We start from the raw sequence: 18903 nt of genomic DNA on the forward strand, positions 1-18903 counted from the left end.
GCAATTCGAAATCCCGGAGGGGGGACCGCGTCATGGACGCTTTCGTTCTTCAGATGTTGAACGGGCTCGACAAGGGCGGCGCCTACGCGCTGATCGCCCTCGGGCTGACCCTGATCTTCGGCACGCTGGGGGTGGTGAACTTCGCCCACGGCGCCCTGTTCATGCTGGGCGCCTTCTGTGCCGTGACGATCCAGAAGCTGCTGACGCTGTCGAAGAAGGTGAAGGACGAGAGCATCACCTTCTTCGACGCCTATAAGGAAATCCCCTACCTGGAGACCTGGTTCGGCGATACCGGCCTCGTGATCATCGATTACGCGGTGCCGATCTCGCTGCTCGCCGCCATACCGATCATGCTGATCATCGGCCTGATCATGGAGCGCGGCCTGATCCGCTTCTTCTACAATCGCTCCCATGCCGAGCAGATCCTGGTCACCTTCGGCCTGGCGATCGTGCTGCAGGAGCTGGTGAAGGCGATCTACGGCGCCAATCCGATCCCGACCCCCGCCCCCGAAGTGGTGGCGGGCAGTGCCGATCTCGGCATCTTGTTCGGTGTGCCGGGTACGATCGTCTATCCGTACTGGCGCCTGATCTACCTGTTCTTCTCGCTGGCGGTGATCGGCGGGGTGTTCGCCTTCCTGCAGTTCACCACCTTCGGCATGGTCGTGCGCGCCGGCATGCAGGACCGCGAGACGGTCGGCCTGCTGGGCATCCATGTGGAGCGCCGGTTCACCATCGTCTTCGGCATCGCCGCGGTGGTCGCCGGGCTGGCCGGCGTGATGTACACGCCGATCCTGCCGCCCGACTACCATATCGGCATGGAGTTCCTGGTGCTGTCCTTCGTGGTGGTCGTGGTCGGCGGCATGGGCTCGCTGCCCGGTGCGGTGCTGGCCGGCTTCCTGCTCGGCATCCTGCAGTCCTTTGCCTCGATGAACGAGGTGAAGTCCATCATTCCCGGCATCGACCAGATCATCATCTACCTGATCGCCGTGATCGTGTTGCAAGTCCGTCCTCGTGGCCTCCTGGGTCGCAAGGGCGTGATGGAGGGTTAGACCGATGGCCGCCGCTCCCACCTCCGCCTTCGGCACCAGCCGCCGCAGCGACCTGATCTTCCTGGTCCTGTTCGCCGCCGCCGTGCTGACCGCTCCGCTCTGGGCCAGCCTGATCGGCGCCGGCTATCCCGACCTGCTGCAGAAATGGGCGATCTACGGCCTGTTCGCGATCGGCTTCAACATCCTGTTCGGACTGACCGGCTACCTGTCCTTCGGCCACGCCGCCTTCCTCGGCGTCGGTTCCTACACGGCGGTGTGGTCGTTCAAGCTGCTGGGCATGAACGTGCTGCCGGCGGTGTTCTTCGCCATGATCACCGCCGCGGTCTTCGCGCTGGCCATCGGCTATATCAGCCTGCGGCGCTCGGGCATCTACTTCTCGATCCTGACCCTGGCCTTCGCCCAGATGTCCTACAACCTCGCCTATTCGGTGCTCACTCCGATCACCAACGGCGAGACCGGGCTGACGGTGCTGCCGAGCGACCCGCGGATCCTGGAGCAGCTCGCCGGCGTGCGCGACACGGTCTCCACGCCCACGACCTCGCTGTTCGGGCTGGAGATGACCGGCTATCCCGGCTTCTACTTCTGCGCGGTGGTGCTGATCATCGGCTTCTTCGTCGCCATGAAGATCGCCCGCTCGCCCTTCGGCACCATGCTGAAGGCCATCAAGTCGAACCAGACCCGGATGAATTACACCGGGTTCAACACCCGGCCCTATACGCTGGCCGCCTTCATCATCTCCGGCATGTATGCCGGACTGGCGGGCGCGCTGCTGGCCTCGACCGACCCGCTGGCCGGGGCCGAGCGCATGCAGTGGACCGCGTCGGGCGAGGTCGTGCTGATGACCATCCTGGGCGGTGCCGGCACCCTGCTCGGCCCGGTGCTGGGTGCGGCGGTCATCAAGTACTTCGAGAACATCTTCTCCGCCTTCAACGACCAGGTCCTGATGGAGATGTTCAACTGGCTGCCGGAGACGCTGCAGGAAGCGGCCGTGGCCGTCGCCGGACTGTTCGTCGGCGAGGGCTGGCACCTGACCCTCGGCGTGGTCTTCATGCTGATCGTCATCTTCCTGCCCGGCGGCATCATGGAAGGCATCCGTCGCGTTCAAAAGTTGTTCAGACGGTCGGACGGGGCCTCGCGCACCGACACCGCCAGTGAATCGGCCTGAGGGAGAGCGGGACCATGTCGATCCTTACCGTCCAGGGCGTCAACAAGTCCTTCGCCGGCCTCAAGGCGCTCAATCAGGTCAACCTGAAGGTCGCGCAGGGCCAGGTGCACGCCATCATCGGCCCGAACGGCGCCGGCAAGTCGACGCTGCTGAACTGCTTCGTCGGCCGGCTGGAGCCCGATACCGGCACCGTGATGTTCGACGGCCAGTCGCTGCTGAACCGGCGGCCGCACGAGATCAACCAGCTGGGCGTCGCCCGGGTGTTCCAGACGCCGGAGATCTTTCCCGATCTCTCGCTGCTGGAGAACGTGATGATCCCCGCCTTCGCCCATCGCGACGGCGCCTTCAAGATGAACTGGCTGCCGCGCATCGACGGCGAGGCGGAGATCCGCGACAAGGCCTTGCACATGCTGGAGGAGGTCGGCCTCGCCGATAACCGCTCCGACCATGCGGGCGCCCTGTCGCGCGGCGACAAGCGCCGGCTGGAGCTGGCCATGTGCCTGGTGCAGGAGCCGCGGCTGCTGCTGCTGGACGAGCCGACCGCCGGCATGTCGCGGGCCGACACCAACAACACCATCGACCTGCTGAAGCGGATCGGCGAGCGCGGCATCACCAAGATCGTCATCGAGCACGACATGCATGTGGTGTTCTCGCTGGCCCACAAGGTCTCCGTCATGGCCCAGGGCACCGTCATCGCCGAGGGCACGCCGGAGGAGATCCGCGGCAATCCCAAGGTGCAGGAAGCCTATCTGGGCGGCGCCCACCTGTAGGCTGGAGAGAGGGCCAAGACATGAACGCCACCGCGACCCCCAATACGGCGACCAACGCTGCCGGTTCCACCGCAGGGACGGGCACCGGAACCGCCGATTACAAGGCGCCCGCCGCCGGCACCGCCCCGTTCTTCCGGGTGCAGGACATCCACGCCTATTACGGCGAGTCCTACATCGTGCAAGGCGTGTCCTTCGACGTGCACGAGCAGGACATCGTGGCCCTGCTCGGCCGCAACGGCGCCGGCAAGACCTCGACCCTGCGGACCATCGCCCGCACCGACACCCCCGGCCTGCAGCGCGGCGAGATCTGGCTGCACGGCGAGCCGCTGCACAGCATGAAGGCGTTCCAGGCGGCCCGCCTCGGCGTCCAGCTCGTGCCCGAGGACCGGCGAATCATCGGCGGCCTGACCGTCGAGGAGAACCTGCAGCTCGCCCAGGTGGAGGAGCCGATCGGCTGGCCGCTGGAGCGGATCTACGACCACTTCCCCCGCCTCGCCGAGCGCCGCCGTCAGGACGCGGTCACCATGTCCGGCGGCGAGCAGCAGATGCTGGCCGTGGCCCGGGCGCTGGCCCGCGACCTGAAGCTGCTGCTGCTGGACGAGCCCTACGAGGGCCTGGCACCGACCATCGTCAAGGAGATCGAGGGCATCCTGCAGAGCGTGAAGGAACTCGGCATCACCACGATCATCGTCGAGCAGAACGCCATCGCCGCCCTGCATCTGGCGAACCGGGCGCTGATCCTCGACATGGGCCAGATCGTGTTCGACGGCTCAGCCCAGGAGGTGCTCGACAACGACGACCTGCGCCACGAATACCTGGCGATCTGACGGCGGCGCGTCCCCGCCCATCTGCCGCTGAACGGCCGCACAATGGAATTCGACGGCGCGGGGACCTGCACCGTCGGCTGCTGAGCGCCCGCCGACCGACCTGTCATCGCCGGGCAGAACGGGTCATCGCCGGGCGGCGGAGGGAAACCGCGCCGCCCGTTTCCATTTCCCGCCCCGAATCAGCCATTGTGGCGCCGGTTCTCACCGCCCGGTATGCCTTCCATGGACTGGTTCCTCGATGCCCTCGCCGCCCCCGTCGCCGGGCTGATCGCCTATATCGACGGCGACAGCGCCCGCCAGCCGCACAACCATGCGCTCCTGATCATGGCGATGTTCGCCGGCTCGGTGGCGTTCTGGCACCTGGTGCTGTGGCGGGCGATGCACGGCAATCGGCGGTTCTGGCGGGCGATCGACTACGTCTGGTATGTCGGCGCCTTCCTGTCGCTGATCCTCGGCGCCTATCAGGGCGAGCGCGACACCCTGGTCACCCGGCTGCAGAACATGGAACGGCTGGCCGAGGTCGAACTCAGCCGCCAGGACTCGATCATGCTGGCGCTGGTGACCGAATGCGACCGGCTGATCTCCGCCGACAATCTCGGCCACAGCGCCGTGTCCCGGCTGTTCGACCTGCCGCTGTGCCGCGCTGCGCAGCCTGTCCTGCCCCAGGCGAAGCGCTATGTCTTCGAGCATATCAGCGGCGTCGGCTCGCTGTTCTTCGCCGAGACCAAGATGGCCCGGCTGACCGAGATCTGCGGCGTCGCGCGCAGCGCCTACCATACCGCGGAGGCGGCGGCGGAATCCGATGCCCGGGTGCCCGAGGCCGAGCTGTACACCCTGCTCTACTGCGACGACGAGCCGGCCATGGTGGCGCGGTTCGACGAGGTCCGTAGGATTTCGGCGGAGCAGGAGATCTCGGCCCGCTCGCCGTTCGGCGCGGTGGCGCATCTGTGGCCACTGCTGCTGTCGCTGGTCGTCGGGCTGCGCATCACCAAGACGACGGCCGAGATCCGCCAGACCGGACGCCGGATCTGAGACACGCGACGCCTGCGCATGAGGCCCGGCGGGCCTCAGATCTGTTGCGGATCGTGGGCGGTTTCGGTGAAGACGATGAAATGGGTGACCCCTTGCTCCGGCGTGCCCATCGGCGCCACGGCGCGGACCCACTCGCGGTGCGGGATGTCGATGCCCTCGTAGCGCAGACGGCCGACGAACAGGCGCGGCGCGGCGACCAGGCTGCGGTAATGGGCCAGGAACAGGCTCCGGGTCGGCTCGATCAGGTCGGAGACCCACTGCCCGTCGCCGCCCATATTCGCCTTCTTGGCGATCGAGCGACCGAAGATCAGATAGCGGAAATCGTCGCGCTCGCGGTCGACGGCCAGCTTGTGCACCAGCCCGATCAGCGGTCCCAGCAGGTCGATCGGCGTCGACGGCGGCACCATGGCCTCGAACGCATGGGTCTCGTACCAGGTGGCGAGCAGTCCCTGCCCCGGCGACCATGTCGACCGATCCGGCATCTCTATGATGGCGCCGTCATCGGCATCCGCGGAATGCGGCTTCCGACTCCGATCATAGGGATCGAGATAGGTATTGGACATCGACGCGCCCCCTCGCACTACCGACCTCCGCCTGGTGCCCGCAGTCTACCGGGAAACGACCGGGCGGTCGAAGGTTTCAACGGTTCATCGTCGTCTAGCAAGCTTCCTGCCGCCGCCGTCGAACGGCAACCCCCGACCTGCCAGGGCCGGAGGGACGCCGCTCAATTAATTGATAATGCTTATATTTTTTGTCAACGCCCAGCGCTCAACCTTCAGGCGAACCGCAGTCCCACATTGCGACCGTTCACCCCCGTGACAAGGACGGAGCGCGTACCGGTGCTGGCGGAGGACAGCTCGCCGCGACTCATGTCGCCGGACAGCGCCACACCCTCGGCGAGCTCGACCCCGACGCCGCCCTCCGAGGTGTTGAGCACCATCACGTCGTAGCGCTGCGAGCCGAGTTGCAGGCTGGCGGCCTCCCGGGTGACCGCGCGGGCCTGCTCGCGCCGGTCCACTTCGGGGGTGGAGGTGCGCACGACCCGGACGACGGCCTGTTTCAGACTCTCGATCGCGTCCTTGACGTGCACCGAGGCGGTCTGCACCGCGGACGCGACGTCGAGGTTGGAGCGCGCCTCGGCCGAGACCAGTTCGATATTGGTCGCCACCTCACGGGCCGCCGAGGCGGTCTCCGACACGTTGCGGGCGATCTCCTGGGTGGCGGCCTGCTGCTCCTCCACCGCGGTCGCCACGGAGGTGGAGATCTCGTCGATCGCGCCGATCCGCTCGACCATCGAGCGCATCGCATCGACCGACCGCTGGGTGATCGCCTGGATCTCGTGGATCTGCTCGGTGATCTCGCCGGTGGCCTTGGCGGTCTGCGAGGCGAGGTTCTTCACCTCGCTGGCGACCACGGCGAAGCCCTTGCCGGCATCGCCGGCGCGGGCGGCCTCGATGGTGGCGTTCAGCGCCAGCAGACCGGTCTGCTGCGCGATGTCGTCGATCAGCACGACGACGGTGCCGATCTGCTTCGCCGCATCGGCCAGGGTCTGGATCGTGGCCTGGCTGTCGCGGCCGACCGCCATCGCCTCGCGGGCGGTGGTGGCGCCGTCGACCACGCGCGACGCGATCTCCTCGATCGACGCGGCGAGTTCCTCGGTGGCGGCGGAGACGGATTCCGCATTGGCCAGCGCCTCCTGGGCGGCGGCCGCGACGGTCTGGCTGTTCTCCTCCACCTTCCGGGCGGAACGGGCCATGTCCTCGGCCTGGTTGGTCATGGCGTTGGTCTCGGCGGAGACGTTCTCCACCGCGCGCGTGGACTCGGCCTCGACCGTGCGTGCCATGGCCCGCAGAGCCTCGATACGCTCGGCCTCGTTGCGTTCGCGCATCTCCTCCTGCTCGACCCGCAGACGCTCGGCCTCCTGGCCGTTCAGACGGAACTGTTCCAGTGCGCGGGCGATGTCGCCGATCTCGTCGCCACGCCCCTTCTCGGGAACCTCGACACCATAGGACCCGCCGGAGACCGTCGACATGACGCCGATGATGCGGGCGAGCGGGCTGGTGATCGTGCGGGAGAACAGGATGCCGGCAACGAGGACGACAAGAAGGACCAGTCCGCCGATCAGCGCTTCGTAGAACAGCAGTTCTTCTTCCGAGGCGAAGGCCTCGTCGGCCGACAGGGCCGCCATCACGCCCCAGGTGGTGCCGACGAACTCGACCGGCGCATAGCCGACCAGGACACCCGTGTCACCGATCTGGCCCTCCATGGTCCCGACCTCGCCCGCCAGCACCGCATCGGCGCCTGGCCAGGAAATCATCTCCTTGAGAAGCGCGCTGTCCGTGGCGAAGCGGGAATCGCTTCGGCGCAGCTTGTCGCGGCCGAGGATCACGGTGTCGCCGGTCTCGCCGAGACCGACCGGGTGCTGCATGACCTCGTTGAGCCGATCGATCGGCATCTGGAAGGCGAGCACGCCGAGGATGTTTCCAAAGTTGTCGGTCACCGTCTTGGCGATGAAGCTCGCCGGCGCGCCGAAGCTCGGCGCGTATGGCTCGAAATCGTCGAAGATCACGGTGCCCGGATTGGCCATCGCCTTCTGATACACCCGGCCGAGCCCGGTGTCGGCATATTCGCCGTTCACGAAGTTGGTGGCGTAGTCGAGCTCCTTGAACACCGTGTAGACGAGGTTGCCGTTCGTATCGAACAGGAAGATGTCGTAGAAACCCTTGGCCCGCAGGAACGAGCGGTACCACGGGTGAAAATGCGCATGGGTCTCGTGATAGCCCTCGGGCCCGTCCGCGCGGTCCAGCTCTTCCTTCGACCCGGTCGGATTGGGGTTGTCGGTGATATAGGCGGCCTGCAGGGCCTTGGTCGGACCCTTGGCGAAGAACTCGGTCCAGCCGCGCTTGAACTCGACGATCGCCTCGAAGGCGACCGGGCTGGTCGACAGGGTCTCCAGATCGACCTGGATCGTCTCCAGATAGTGCTGCAGGGACCGGGCGCGCTCGCTCGCCACGGTCACGAGCCGGTAGTCGATCGCCTCTTCCTGAGCGCTCGACGACAGCACCATTCCGACGATGCTGCTGCCCACACCGGCCACCAGGGCAGCGACCAGAACGAGTGCAGGAATCTTGAAGGCCAGTTTCGACATGACAGACCCAACAACGGTTAACGTGACACGAACACCGCCCGCACGAGAACATGCCGGGCCGATCACGCTAAGATTGTCCGCAGAGCGTAAAGAGAAGGTTAAAACAAACGCAATCGCGCACGGAAAAAATCGAAATTTAGGAAAAATCGACTCTTTCCGCAGATCATGGACCACGCGGCGCGCCGGCTGAGCCCGCGGACGGAGGCGACAGGTTCAGCCCGCTCGACCGGGGTCGGTCGGGAAAGACCGCTACTGGGCGGTCAGACCGCCATCGACCACCAGGCTCGACCCGGTCATGAAGCCGGCATCGTCGGAGGCCAGGAAGACGATCCCGCCGGCGATGTCGTCCGCCGTGCCGTGGCGGCCGATCGGATGCATGTTCAGCGAGGCCTGCTTGGCGGCGTCCACGTCGTTGGTGCCGAGCGCCCGGGCCCGGGCGGTATAGGTCTGGTCGCCCATATCGGTCTCGATCACGCCAGGATGGATCTGGTTCACCCGGATGCGGTCGCCGCGCCGGCCGAAATACAGCGCCGTCGACTTGGTGAAGGTCGTCACCCCGCCCTTGGTCATGGAATACAGCGGATCGACCATCGAGCCGACCAGACCGGCAATGGAGGAGACGTTGATGACGGCGCTGCCATGGGGCGTGTCCTTGGCCGCCTCGCGCAGCGCCGGCGCGGCGATGCGGGTCCCCAGGAAGGTGCCGGTCAGGTTGACGTCGACCAGCGTCTTCCACTCCTCGAAGGAGATCTCCTCGAGGCTGCGGCCGATGAACACGCCGGCGTTGTTCACCAGGACGTCGAGCCGGCCATAGGCCTCCACCGCATGGTCGACCGCCGCCTGCCAGCTCTCCGGGTCGGTCACGTCCAGGGTGACGAAACGGCAGGCATCGGTACCGCCGCCGATCTCCTGGGCCGCCGCCCGGCCCAGCTCGTCGCGCACGTCGCCGATCACGACCTTCGCGCCCTCCGCCACCATGCGCCGTGCGGTCTGCGCGCCGATGCCCCGCGCGGCACCGGAAATCAGGGCCACGCGCCCTTCCAGCTTACCCATGCTTGCGTCTCCTCCGCCGGCCTTCTGGTTGATTGGATTGACTGTTGGTCGTTGTCGGCCGGCGGATGTCAGTACAGCAAACCCTGGACGGGTAGACCATCCCACAACCCGCTCCTAGACTTCGCTCAAGGCCCCCGCCTCTCAACCGGGCCGCAGGGAAACACCCCGGGAGATTTCCATGGCCAGCATCCATGCCGCCGAGACGGCGACCGCGACCGCCCCCACCCGCGCGCTGGCCGACTGGATCGCGTCCGTCCCGGGCGATGCCGTCGACCCCCGGGCCCTGCGCTGGGCGCGGCACTGCCTGATGGACTGGATCGGCGTGACCGTGGCCGGCGCCGGCGACCCGCTGGTCGCCATCCTGCTGGACGAGGCGCTGGCCGATGGCGGCGCCGGCGACATCCCGCTGGTCGGTCTCTCCCAGACGCTGCGCCCGTCCGACGCCATCCTGGTCAACGGGGCGGCCGGCCACGCGCTCGATTTCGACGACGTCAACCGCGCCATGCACGGCCATCCGACCGTCGCCGTCCTGCCCGCGGTGCTGACCGCCGCCATCGTCGAGGGCCGCAGCCTGGAGGACGCCCTGCGCTCCTTCGTGATCGGCTACGAGGTCGCCTGCCGGGTCGGCGACATGACCGGCGACGGCCATTACGACACCGGCTGGCACGCGACGGCGACCGTCGGCACCTTCGGCGCCGCCGCCGGGGTCTGCCACCTGCTCGGCCTGGACGCGGAGCGCACTGCCCATGCGCTCGGCCTCGCCACCACGCTGACCTCGGGCCTGAAATCCCAGTTCGGCACCATGGGCAAGCCGCTGCATGCCGGCCGGGCTGCGCAGAACGGCACCAAGGCGGCGCGCTGGGCGGCGCGGGGCTTCGTGTCGCGGCCGGACGGGCTGGAATGCGTGCAGGGCTTCTGGGAGACCCAGGGACCGGACGCCGCCCCCTACGACATGAACTGGGTCCCGGGCGACCGCTTCCTGATCGAGCGCAACCTCTTCAAGTTCCACGCCGCCTGCTACATGACCCATTCGTCCATCGAGGCGAACCGTACCCTGCGCGCCCGCCACGACATCGACCCGGTGCAGGTGAAGAAGGTGACCCTGAAGGTCAGCGAGGGCAGCCTGCGGATGTGCAACATCCCGGAACCCGAGACCGGCCTGCAGGTGAAGTTCAGCCTGCGTCACACGGCGGCCCTGGCGCTGGCCGGGCGCAATACCGGCGCGGTCGACACCTTCAGCGACGCCGTCGCCAACGAACCGGACCTGATCGCGCTGCGCCGCCGGGTGGAGGTGCAGCCGGTGAAGATCGACCGCTCGGAGGCGAGCAAGGCCGAGGTGATCGTCGAGCTGGAGGACGGACGGGTGCTGCACGAGATCCACGACGTGGGCGTGCCGGCCACCGATCTGGAGGACCAGGAGGCCAAGCTGTCGGACAAGTTCGCCACTCTCGTGGTGCCCCTGCTCGGCGCGACGCGGGCGGAGGCGTTGCGCCGCACCGCCCTGGCGGCCACCGGTGCCGATCCGCGCAGCCTGCTGGCGGCGACCCAGCCCGGCTGAACACCCCCGGCCGACCGGAATCTTCGGAGATTTCGCGATTCATCCGGATTTTCGCCCCGATCGCGGGTAAGGATGGAGGTCTGTTCGCCCGCCCCCTGACCGACCGGAGACGATGACCCGATGCTGTCCATGATCGACCTGCCCGATCTGGGGCGGGCCCTCATCACCATCCTCGTGGTGGTCGATCCGATCGGAACCCTGCCGGTCTTCTACTACGCCACCAGTTCGGTCCCCCGGCGGCTGCACCGGGCCTTCGCCATCCGCGCGGTTCTGATCGCCACGGTGGTGCTGATGCTGTTCCTGGTCGGCGGCCAATATCTGCTGGAGGCGCTCGGGCTGCGCCTGGGCTCGTTCCAGATCGCCGGCGGCATCGTGCTGTTCCTGTTCGCCATGACCATGGTCTTCGGCGAGTCGAAATCGCAGTTGGAGATCAAGGAGGCGGCGCGCGATCACCTGGCCAACGCGGTGTTCCCGCTGGCGATCCCCTCGATCGCCTCGCCGGGCGCGATGCTGGCGATCGTGGTGCTGACCGACAACAACGAGAACACCCTGCTGGATCAGGGGGTGACGGCGATCCTGCTGCTCATCGTGATGGCGATCACCCTGGTGCTGCTGCTGATGGCGGCCCGGCTGAAGCCGTTCCTCGGGGCGACGGGGGCGAACATCATCAGCCGGATCATGGGGATCATCCTCGCCACCATCGCCGTGGACGCGGTACTCGGCGGGCTGGAGACGGTCGGCGTGGTCGACCTGGTCCCGGCCGCCGAAGGCGTGCTGGACACCAGCCCGGCGACATGACGCCCACTATGTCCCGTCATCCCGGACGCGACCGGACTTGATCCGGGAGCGGGCCGGGACCCAGCCGCGGCGTCCGTAAAACGGTCCCGGCCCGTCCCCGGGTCGAGCCCGGGGCCGTCCGGGATGACGGCTAGAGCAGATCGTGCGGTGACGAGATCACTTCGTGATCGCGTCAGCGTGCGTGAATCTGCTCTATCTCATTGTTTTAGAGACAAATTCACCGACCATATTGAATCATGAAATGATTCAATATGGTCGGATTTGGCTCTAGGATTAAATCCGCCCGCCGGTCTCCCGGTCGAACAGGTGCACCGCGTCCGTCGCCGCCACCTGCACCGAGTCCTGGCCCGGGGCGAAGTGGCCGGACAGGCGCACCGTCACCAACCGGCGCTCGTCGCCGTCCAGATGGCCGTGCAGCAGTGTATCGGCCCCCAGCGCCTCCACCAGGTCCAGGCGCAGGGTCATGCCCGAGCCGTCCGCCGCCGGGGTCAGGTGCTCCGGGCGCACGCCCAGGGTCACCGACCGGCCGGCCAGGTCGGCACGCGGGTCCGGCAGGTTGATCGACGCGCCGGAATCCAGCGCCACCGAGGTGCCGCCTTCCGCCACCGTGCCCTCCAGAAGGTTCATCGACGGCGAGCCGATGAAGGTGGCGACGAAGGTGGTCTCCGGCCGGTCGTAGAGCTCGATCGGGGTTCCGATCTGCTCGGCCCGTCCGCCGTTCATCACCACCAGCCGGTCGGCCATGGTCATGGCCTCCACCTGGTCGTGGGTGACGTAGAGGCTGGTGATGCCGAGACGGCGCTGCAGCCGCTTGATCTCCACCCGCATCTGCACCCGCAGCTTGGCGTCGAGATTGGAGAGCGGCTCGTCGAACAGGAAGACCGAGGGTTCGCGCACGATGGCCCGGCCCATGGCGACGCGCTGGCGCTGGCCGCCGGAGAGCTGGTTCGGTCGGCGGTCGAGCATCGGCTCGATCTCCAGGATCCCCGCCGCCTCGCGCACCCGACGGTCGATCTCGTCCTTGGCCATGCCGCGGTTGCGCAACCCGTAGGCCATGTTGTCGTAGACCTTCATGTGCGGATACAGCGCGTAGTTCTGGAACACCATGGCGATGTCCCGGTCGGCCGGCTCCAAATTGTTCACCACCCGGCCGCCGATATCGATGGTGCCGTCGGAAACGGTCTCCAGCCCGGCGACCATGCGCAGCAGGGTCGACTTGCCGCAACCGGACGGACCGACCAGCACAATGAACTCGCCGTCGGCCACGCCCAGGTCGATCCCGTGGATCGCGTGGTAGCCGTTCGGGTAGATCTTCTGAACACCGCTGAGGTGCAATTCGGCCATCTCAGGCGCTCCTTATTTCTCGGTCTCGACCAAGCCTTTGACGAACAGCTTCTGCATGACCACCACGACGATCACCGGCGGCAGCATCGCCAGCATCGTGGTCGCCATGACCAGATGCCAAAGCGGCAGGGATTCCGCCGCCTGGGTCATGCGCTGGATGCCCATCACGATCGTGTAGAAGGACTCGTCGGTGGTCACCAGAAGCGGCCAGAGATACTGGTTCCAGCCGTAGATGAAGAGGATCACGAACAGGGCCGCGATGTTGGTGCGCGACAGCGGCAGCAGGATGTCCTTGAAGAACTTCCACGGCCCCGCCCCGTCGATCCGCGCCGCCTCGGCCAGCTCCTCCGGCACCGTCAGGAAGAACTGCCGGAACAGGAAGGTCGCCGTCGCCGAGGCGATCAGCGGCAGGCTGAGCCCGACATAGGAGTTCAGCAGCCCGAGATTGGCCACCACCGCGAAGGTCGGCAGGATGCGCACCTCCACCGGCAGCATCAGGGTGATGAAGATCAGCCAGAAGCAGGCCATGCGGAACGGGAAGTCGAAATACACGATCGCATAGGCGGCGATCAGCGAGATGGCGATCTTCCCGATGGTGATCGACAGCGCCATGACCAGGCTGTTGAACAGCATGGTGCCGACCGGAATACCGCCGGCATCGGCCACGCCGGCGCCGAGCACCGTGGCATAGTTCTCGAAGAACTTGTCCCCCGGCCACATCGGGATCGTGCCGTCCATGATGTGCTCGATCGGGTGGGTCGAGGCGACGAAGGTGATCCAGATCGGCATCACCGTGATGATGATCCCGAGGATCACCACCAGGTGGGACAGGACCGTCAGATAGGGGCGGTTCTCGACCATCAGTACTCGACCCTCCGCTCGATATAGCGGAACTGCACCACGGTCAGGCTGATCACGATGACCATGAGCACCACCGACTGCGCGGCCGACCCGCCGAGATCGAGGCCGATGAAGCCGTCGCTGAACACCTTGTAGACCAGGATCTGGGTGGCGCCCGCCGGCCCACCCTCGGTGGTGGCGTGGATGATGCCGAAGGTGTCGAAGAAGGCGTAGACCACGTTGACCACCAGCAGGAAGAAGGTGGTCGGCGACAGCAGCGGGAAGATGATCGTCCAGAACCGCTTGAACGGGCCGGCGCCGTCGATCGCCGCCGCCTCGATCAGGGAGCGCGGGATCGCCTGCAGGCCGGCCAGGAAGAACAGGAAATTGTAGCTGATCTGCTTCCACGAGGCGGCGATGACCACCAAGATCATCGCGTCGCCGCCGTCGAGATAGTGGTTCCAGTCATAGCCCAGACCGCGCAGCAGATAGGCGTTGATGCCCACCACCGGGTTGAACATGAAGAACCACAGCACGCCGGCCACGGCCGGGGCGACGGCATAGGGCCAGATCAGCAGCGTCTTGTAGGCGGTCGCGCCCTTGATCGTGCGGTCGGCCATGACCGCCAGCAGCAGCGCCAGCGACATCGACGCGAAGGCGACGGAGAAGCTGAAGACGACGGTGTTCCAGAAGGTGTCGAGATAGAGCGGATCGGCGAACAGCTCCTCGAAATTCTCGAACCAGACGAACTCGGTCGACAGGCCGAACGCGTCCTCCACCAGCAGCGACTGGTACAGCGCCTGCACGGCCGGCCAGATGAAGAAAATCAATGTCACCGCCAGCTGCGGCAGCAGCAGCGCATAGGGCAGCCACGGATTCCGGAAGGTCACACGCTTGATCAAAGTCTCACCCCCGCAACAACGTGCGGGGGGCCGGCACCCATGGCGCCGGCCCCCACGCCTGATTCACGCACACTCACAAGGAGTGCGGAGACGGCCTCAGTCGTTGGCCTTCTCGAACTTGCGCAGCAGGGCGTTGCCACGCTCCACGGCGGTGTCCATGGCTTCCTTGGCGGTCTTGTCGCCGGCCCACAGCGCTTCCATCTCCTCGTTGATGACGTCGCGCACCTGGACGAAGTTGCCGAAGCGGATGCCCTTGGAGTTCGGCGTCGGCGTGTTCAGGCTGAGCTGCTTGATCGCCGTGTCGGTGCCCGGGTTCTTCTCGTAGAAGCCCTGCTTCTGGGACAGCTCGTAGGCGGCCGTGGTGATCGGCACATAGCCGGTCTCCTGGTGCCAGCGGGCCTGGACCTCGGCGGAGGCGATGTAGTTGAAGAACTCCGCCACGCCCTTGTACTCGGCCGCCGGCTTGCCCTGCAGCACCCACAGGGTGGCGCCGCCGATGATCGAGTTCTGCGGCTTGTCGGCCACCTCGGTGTTCAGCGGCAGCATGGTCTGGGCGAAGTTGAACTTGGCCTGCTGGACGATCGAGCCGTAATAGGCCGACGAGTTCATCCACATGCCGCATTCGCCGTTGGTGAACAGCGGCAGGCTCTCGCCGCGACGGCCGCCGTACTGGAACAGATTCTTTTCCTGGCTGTCGGCGATGCTCTGCAGGGTGCCGATCACGTCGTCGTTGTTGAAGACGAACTCGGTGTCGAAGCCGGCGAAGCCGTTCTCCTTGGTGCCCATCGGGATGTTGTGCCAGGCCGAGAAGTTCTCGACCATCACCCAGGACTGCCAGCCGAAGGAGATGCCGCACTTCATGCCGCTGTCGACCAGCTTCTGCGAGGCATCGAACACCTCCGCCCAGGTCGACGGCGCCTCGGTCACGCCGGCCTTGTCCAGCGCGTCCTTGTTGTACCACATCACCGGCGTCGAGCTGTTGAACGGCAGCGACAGCAGCTTGTTGTCCGGCGTGGTGTAGTAGCTGACCACGGCCGGCAGGTAGTCGTCCTGATTGAACGGCGTGTTGGTGTCTTCCATCAGCTTGTAGACCGGATAGACGGCACCCTCGGCCGCCATCATGGTCGCGGTGCCGACCTCGAAGACCTGGACGATATGCGGCTGCTGCTTGGCGCGGAACGCCGCGATCGCCGCCGTCATGGTCTCGGTGTAGTTGCCCTTGTAGACCGGCACGACCTTGAATTCGGACTGGGACGCGTTGTAGCCCTCGGCCATCTCGTTCACGAGTTCGCCGTTGCGGCCGCCCATCGCGTGCCACCACTGGATCTCGGTGGCGGCGATCGCTTCGCTCGCCATGGACAGCGCGAAGGCGCCCGCCATGCCGGCGATGATCATCTTGGAGTTGAACATGCTCTTCCCCCGGGTCAGGTTGCTTTTGCTTGGCGACGTTGCCAGTGCCGAGCTGGCGGAAAGGGGGATCGCAACAGCGGAGGGGCCCCGAATGCGCAGCAAGTTATCGGCACGCCGCAGGCATATCTTAGAGACAATTACAGCAACATGACACTTTCATGACCATCCGGTTACGTGCTTGCCAGATAACGCATAATCGCCCCTCAATCACGATGGCCGATCCCATAGAAGGAACAATCCAATGCGGCGTTCCCTGACACTTCTGACCGTTCTCGCCGGCCTGTCCGCGGGCCCCGCGCTGGCCACCGACATCCACGGTCACCGCGGCGCGCGCGGCCTGCTGCCGGAGAACACCCTGCCGGCATTTCGCGAGGCCATCGCGCTCGGCGTCGACATTCTGGAGCTGGATACCGGGATGACCGCGGACGGGGTGGTGGTCGTGCTGCACGACCCGGCCCTGTCGCCCGACCTGGCCCGAATCGGGGGGACCTGGATCGACGCCCCGAAGTTGATCCGCGGCATGACCCATGCGGATCTGCACGCGGTCGATGTCGGCCGCGCCCGTCCCGGCGGAAAGATCGCCGAGCGGTTCCCGGACCAGACCCCGGTGGACGGCACGCCGGTGCCGACCCTGGCCGAGGTGCTGGCGCTGGCGGCCGTGGAAGGGCCGGACGACCTGCGCTTCAACATCGAGACCAAGCTGTCGCCGCTGGCCCCCGGCGAGACCGCCGATCCGGACACCTTCGCCCGGGCCGTGGTCGCCGTGATCCGCGCGGCCGGGGTGGAGACACGGGCGATCGTCCAGAGCTTCGACTGGCGCACCCTGGCGGTGGTGCGGCACATCGCGCCGGAAATCCGCACCTCCTATCTGACGGCGGAGCGCAACTGGCTGAACAACGTGCAGGCGGGCCGGCCGGACGCCTCGCCCTGGCTGGGCGGGCTGGACATCGACGATTTCGGCGGCTCGGTGCCGCGCGCCATCGCCTCGCTGCACGGCGATATCTGGTCGCCCTATTTCCGCGACCTCACGCCCGAGGCGCTGAAGCAGGCCCACGATCTGGGGCTGGAGGTACATGTCTGGACGGTGAACGACGCCACCCAGATGAAGGAGTTGGCCGAGATGGGCGTGGACGGCATCATCACCGACTATCCGAACGTCGCCGTGGAAGTGGTGCGCCACAAGAACTGACCCCGCCCGGCCCACTTCGAAGGGAGCAGACCATGACCCTCGACGAATTCCGCGACTCGCTGGACGCCCCCGCCCCGCCCGCCGGGTTGAGCCCGGCCCTGCTCGGCCTGTGGCACCAGGGCAAGGGCGACTGGGAAGCCGCCCACGTGACCGTGCAGGACGACGACGGCGCCGACGCCGCCTGGGTCCACGCCCACCTGCACCGGGTGGAAGGCGACGAAAGCAACGCCGGCTACTGGTTCCGCCGCGCCGGCAAGCCGCACACGAAGGGGGATTTGGGCGCGGAATGGGCGGAGATGGCGGGGGCGTTGTTGGCGCAGGGGCGGTAGCCTAACGCCCGTAGTCCACCGCCGGCAGCACCGTCCCCGCGCATTCCCCGAACCCGACTCGGTATTCCCCCTCGCACCACCCGCGTAGAGTCAGGGTGTCGCCGTCCTCGATGAAGGTGCGCGACACGCCGCCCAGGTCGATCGGGTCGCGGCCGTTCCAGGTGATCTCCAGCAGCGAGCCGAGACTGTCCGGCGTGCTCCCCGACACCGTGCCCGACCCGAGCAGATCCCCGGTGCACATGGCACAGCCCGACGCGCTGTGATGGGCGAGCTGCTGGGCCGAGGAGAAGTACATGTGCCGATAATTGGTCCGGCTGATGGTGGTCGCCGCGCCATCCCCGGCCCCGCCGGCCGGGGCCATGTCGACCGCCAGGGCGATGTCGAAATTGTTCGGGCTCGCCTCCTCCAGATACGGCAGCAGCGGCTTGATCCGCTCCGGGGTCGGCACCCGGAACGGCTCCAGCGCCTCCCGCGTCACCACCCAGGGGCTGATCGTGGTGGCGAAGGCCTTGGCCTGGAACGGGCCCAGCGGCTGATACTCCCAGACCTGGATGTCGCGGGCCGACCAGTCGTTCAGCAGCACATAGCCGAAGATCATGTCATAGGCCTGCGCCGTGGTGACCGGCTGTCCCATCGCACTCGGCGTGCCGACGATGGCGCCCATCTCCAGCTCGATGTCCAGGCGGCGGCACGGCCCGAAATGCGGGGCCTCGGCATCCGGCGCCTTGAGCTGGCCGTTCGGGCGGCGGATCGCCGTGCCCGAGACCACCACCGTGGAGGCGCGGCCGTTATACCCGACCGGCAGGTGCAGCCAGTTCGGCATCAGCGCGTTGTCGGGACCGCGGAACATGCTGCCCACGTTGCTGGCATGCTCGCGCGAGGCGTAGAAGTCGGTGAAGCTGCGCACAAAGATCGGCAGGTGCATGGTGGCGTCCGCCTGCGCCACCAGCACCAGCCCGTCCGGCCCGCCGGTCTGCGCGTCCAGCAGCTCGGCGATCCGCGCCCGGGTGCGCGACCAGACCTCCTGCGGCAGGGCCATGAACGGGTTCAGCACGCCCTCGGCGAACACCGGGCGGCCCGGCGCCGGCTCCAGCACGCCGGCCGCTTCCAGCGCCGTCAGGTCGAGGATCCGGTCGCCGATCGCCACACCGACACGCTTGGGGCCGTCGCCTTGCGAGAACACGCCGAAGGGCAGGTTCTGAATGGGAAAATCGGCGCCGGGGACGTTGGCGCTCTCGACCCAGCTGCGCCGGGTGGGATCGTGGGTGGCGTTCAGGCGGGTCATTCGGGCTCGTCCTCTTGCAGGCGGGCGGCGGCCAGGGCCTGGGACAGGGTCTCCCGGTCGCCCACATGGTTGGCCAGGATCAGGATCAGCCGGGCGTTCAGCGCATCGCTCTCCTCCTTGCTCAGCCCGTCATGGGCGGCGATGAGGGCGGCGTAGAAATCGTCCGGCCGGTCGATATTGGGATCAAGGATCAGGTCGGGCATG

General features: G+C 66.9%; 18 protein-coding genes. 9 read left to right on the forward strand and 9 right to left on the reverse strand.

All coding sequences use genetic code 11. The features are described from left to right. The first annotated feature begins 32 nt into the window (after positions 1-32). The 5 genes from BLS34_RS15160 to BLS34_RS15180 all read left to right on the forward strand — a co-directional run bounded on the left by BLS34_RS15160 (position 33) and on the right by BLS34_RS15180 (position 4843). Positions 33-1049: a branched-chain amino acid ABC transporter permease gene (locus tag BLS34_RS15160; RefSeq protein ID WP_093151519.1), complete on the forward strand. Its 1017-nt coding sequence runs from the start codon at positions 33-35 to the stop codon at positions 1047-1049. Positions 1050-1053: 4 nt separating this feature from the next. After that, positions 1054-2214 (forward strand): branched-chain amino acid ABC transporter permease, encoded by a 1161-nt coding sequence (locus tag BLS34_RS15165; protein WP_038014026.1) that lies wholly within the window; start codon positions 1054-1056, stop codon positions 2212-2214. A 14-nt stretch (positions 2215-2228) separates the two neighbouring features. Then, positions 2229-2984, forward strand: a complete 756-nt coding sequence (locus BLS34_RS15170; RefSeq protein WP_093151521.1) for an ABC transporter ATP-binding protein — start codon at positions 2229-2231, stop codon at positions 2982-2984. A gap of 20 nt (positions 2985-3004) precedes the next feature. Beyond that, positions 3005-3811: an ABC transporter ATP-binding protein gene (locus BLS34_RS15175; RefSeq protein WP_084618832.1), complete on the forward strand. Its 807-nt coding sequence runs from the start codon at positions 3005-3007 to the stop codon at positions 3809-3811. A gap of 222 nt (positions 3812-4033) precedes the next feature. Beyond that, positions 4034-4843 (forward strand): hypothetical protein, encoded by an 810-nt coding sequence (locus tag BLS34_RS15180; RefSeq protein WP_028794356.1) that lies wholly within the window; start codon positions 4034-4036, stop codon positions 4841-4843. A gap of 35 nt (positions 4844-4878) precedes the next feature. On the opposite strand, the gene BLS34_RS15185 is transcribed toward BLS34_RS15180, so the two are convergent. From BLS34_RS15185 to BLS34_RS15195, 3 genes are all read right to left on the reverse strand, one after another. Then, the gene (locus BLS34_RS15185) at positions 4879-5406 is read right to left on the reverse strand and encodes a hypothetical protein (RefSeq protein ID WP_028794355.1); all 528 of its coding nucleotides are present in this window, start codon (positions 5404-5406) and stop codon (positions 4879-4881) included. Positions 5407-5618: 212 nt separating this feature from the next. Then, a complete protein-coding gene (locus tag BLS34_RS15190) occupies positions 5619-7991 on the reverse strand; it encodes a methyl-accepting chemotaxis protein (protein WP_093151524.1) in 2373 nt (790 codons plus the stop codon). A gap of 249 nt (positions 7992-8240) precedes the next feature. Then, on the reverse strand, positions 8241-9044 hold the full coding sequence (locus tag BLS34_RS15195; protein WP_093151527.1) for an SDR family NAD(P)-dependent oxidoreductase: 804 nt from the start codon (positions 9042-9044) through the stop codon (positions 8241-8243). A 178-nt stretch (positions 9045-9222) separates the two neighbouring features. Between BLS34_RS15195 and BLS34_RS15200 the strand changes: the two genes are divergently transcribed. Further along, positions 9223-10602 (forward strand): MmgE/PrpD family protein, encoded by a 1380-nt coding sequence (locus tag BLS34_RS15200; RefSeq protein ID WP_093151529.1) that lies wholly within the window; start codon positions 9223-9225, stop codon positions 10600-10602. Positions 10603-10722: 120 nt separating this feature from the next. Further along, positions 10723-11400 carry a MarC family protein gene (locus BLS34_RS15205; RefSeq protein ID WP_215906123.1) on the forward strand — a complete coding sequence of 226 codons (678 nt, stop codon included), beginning with the start codon at positions 10723-10725 and terminating at the stop codon, positions 11398-11400. 273 nt (positions 11401-11673) lie between these two features. Here BLS34_RS15205 and BLS34_RS15210 read toward each other — a convergent pair whose 3' ends face one another. From BLS34_RS15210 to ugpB, 4 genes are all read right to left on the reverse strand, one after another. Next, positions 11674-12744 carry a sn-glycerol-3-phosphate import ATP-binding protein UgpC gene (locus BLS34_RS15210; RefSeq protein ID WP_093151531.1) on the reverse strand — a complete coding sequence of 357 codons (1071 nt, stop codon included), beginning with the start codon at positions 12742-12744 and terminating at the stop codon, positions 11674-11676. A gap of 12 nt (positions 12745-12756) precedes the next feature. Further along, the gene (gene ugpE / locus BLS34_RS15215) at positions 12757-13605 is read right to left on the reverse strand and encodes a sn-glycerol-3-phosphate ABC transporter permease UgpE (RefSeq protein ID WP_028794351.1); all 849 of its coding nucleotides are present in this window, start codon (positions 13603-13605) and stop codon (positions 12757-12759) included. Continuing rightward, the gene (gene ugpA, locus BLS34_RS15220) at positions 13605-14486 is read right to left on the reverse strand and encodes a sn-glycerol-3-phosphate ABC transporter permease UgpA (RefSeq protein ID WP_028794350.1); all 882 of its coding nucleotides are present in this window, start codon (positions 14484-14486) and stop codon (positions 13605-13607) included. The genes ugpE and ugpA overlap by 1 nt, the downstream gene beginning before the upstream one ends. A gap of 96 nt (positions 14487-14582) precedes the next feature. After that, the gene (gene ugpB / locus BLS34_RS15225) at positions 14583-15896 is read right to left on the reverse strand and encodes a sn-glycerol-3-phosphate ABC transporter substrate-binding protein UgpB (RefSeq protein WP_038014023.1); all 1314 of its coding nucleotides are present in this window, start codon (positions 15894-15896) and stop codon (positions 14583-14585) included. 241 nt (positions 15897-16137) lie between these two features. Here ugpB and BLS34_RS15230 point away from each other — a divergent pair, with 241 nt between their 5' ends. Both BLS34_RS15230 and BLS34_RS15235 read left to right on the forward strand, forming a co-directional pair. Continuing rightward, the gene (locus BLS34_RS15230) at positions 16138-17085 is read left to right on the forward strand and encodes a glycerophosphodiester phosphodiesterase (protein WP_093151534.1); all 948 of its coding nucleotides are present in this window, start codon (positions 16138-16140) and stop codon (positions 17083-17085) included. A 32-nt stretch (positions 17086-17117) separates the two neighbouring features. Then, positions 17118-17414 (forward strand): hypothetical protein, encoded by a 297-nt coding sequence (locus tag BLS34_RS15235; protein WP_093151537.1) that lies wholly within the window; start codon positions 17118-17120, stop codon positions 17412-17414. 1 nt (position 17415) lies between these two features. Here the strand turns inward: BLS34_RS15235 and fahA are convergent, their stop codons facing one another. Together fahA and BLS34_RS15245 are read right to left on the reverse strand one after the other, a co-directional pair. Further along, positions 17416-18699: a fumarylacetoacetase gene (gene fahA / locus BLS34_RS15240; protein ID WP_093151539.1), complete on the reverse strand. Its 1284-nt coding sequence runs from the start codon at positions 18697-18699 to the stop codon at positions 17416-17418. After that, positions 18696-18902 carry a DUF2783 domain-containing protein gene (locus BLS34_RS15245; protein ID WP_093151542.1) on the reverse strand — a complete coding sequence of 69 codons (207 nt, stop codon included), beginning with the start codon at positions 18900-18902 and terminating at the stop codon, positions 18696-18698. Before BLS34_RS15245 ends, fahA begins: the two co-directional genes overlap by 4 nt. Position 18903 lies beyond the last annotated feature (1 nt).

Source organism: Thalassobaculum litoreum DSM 18839, from assembly GCF_900102465.1.
Classification (GTDB): Bacteria; Pseudomonadota; Alphaproteobacteria; order Thalassobaculales; family Thalassobaculaceae; genus Thalassobaculum; species Thalassobaculum litoreum.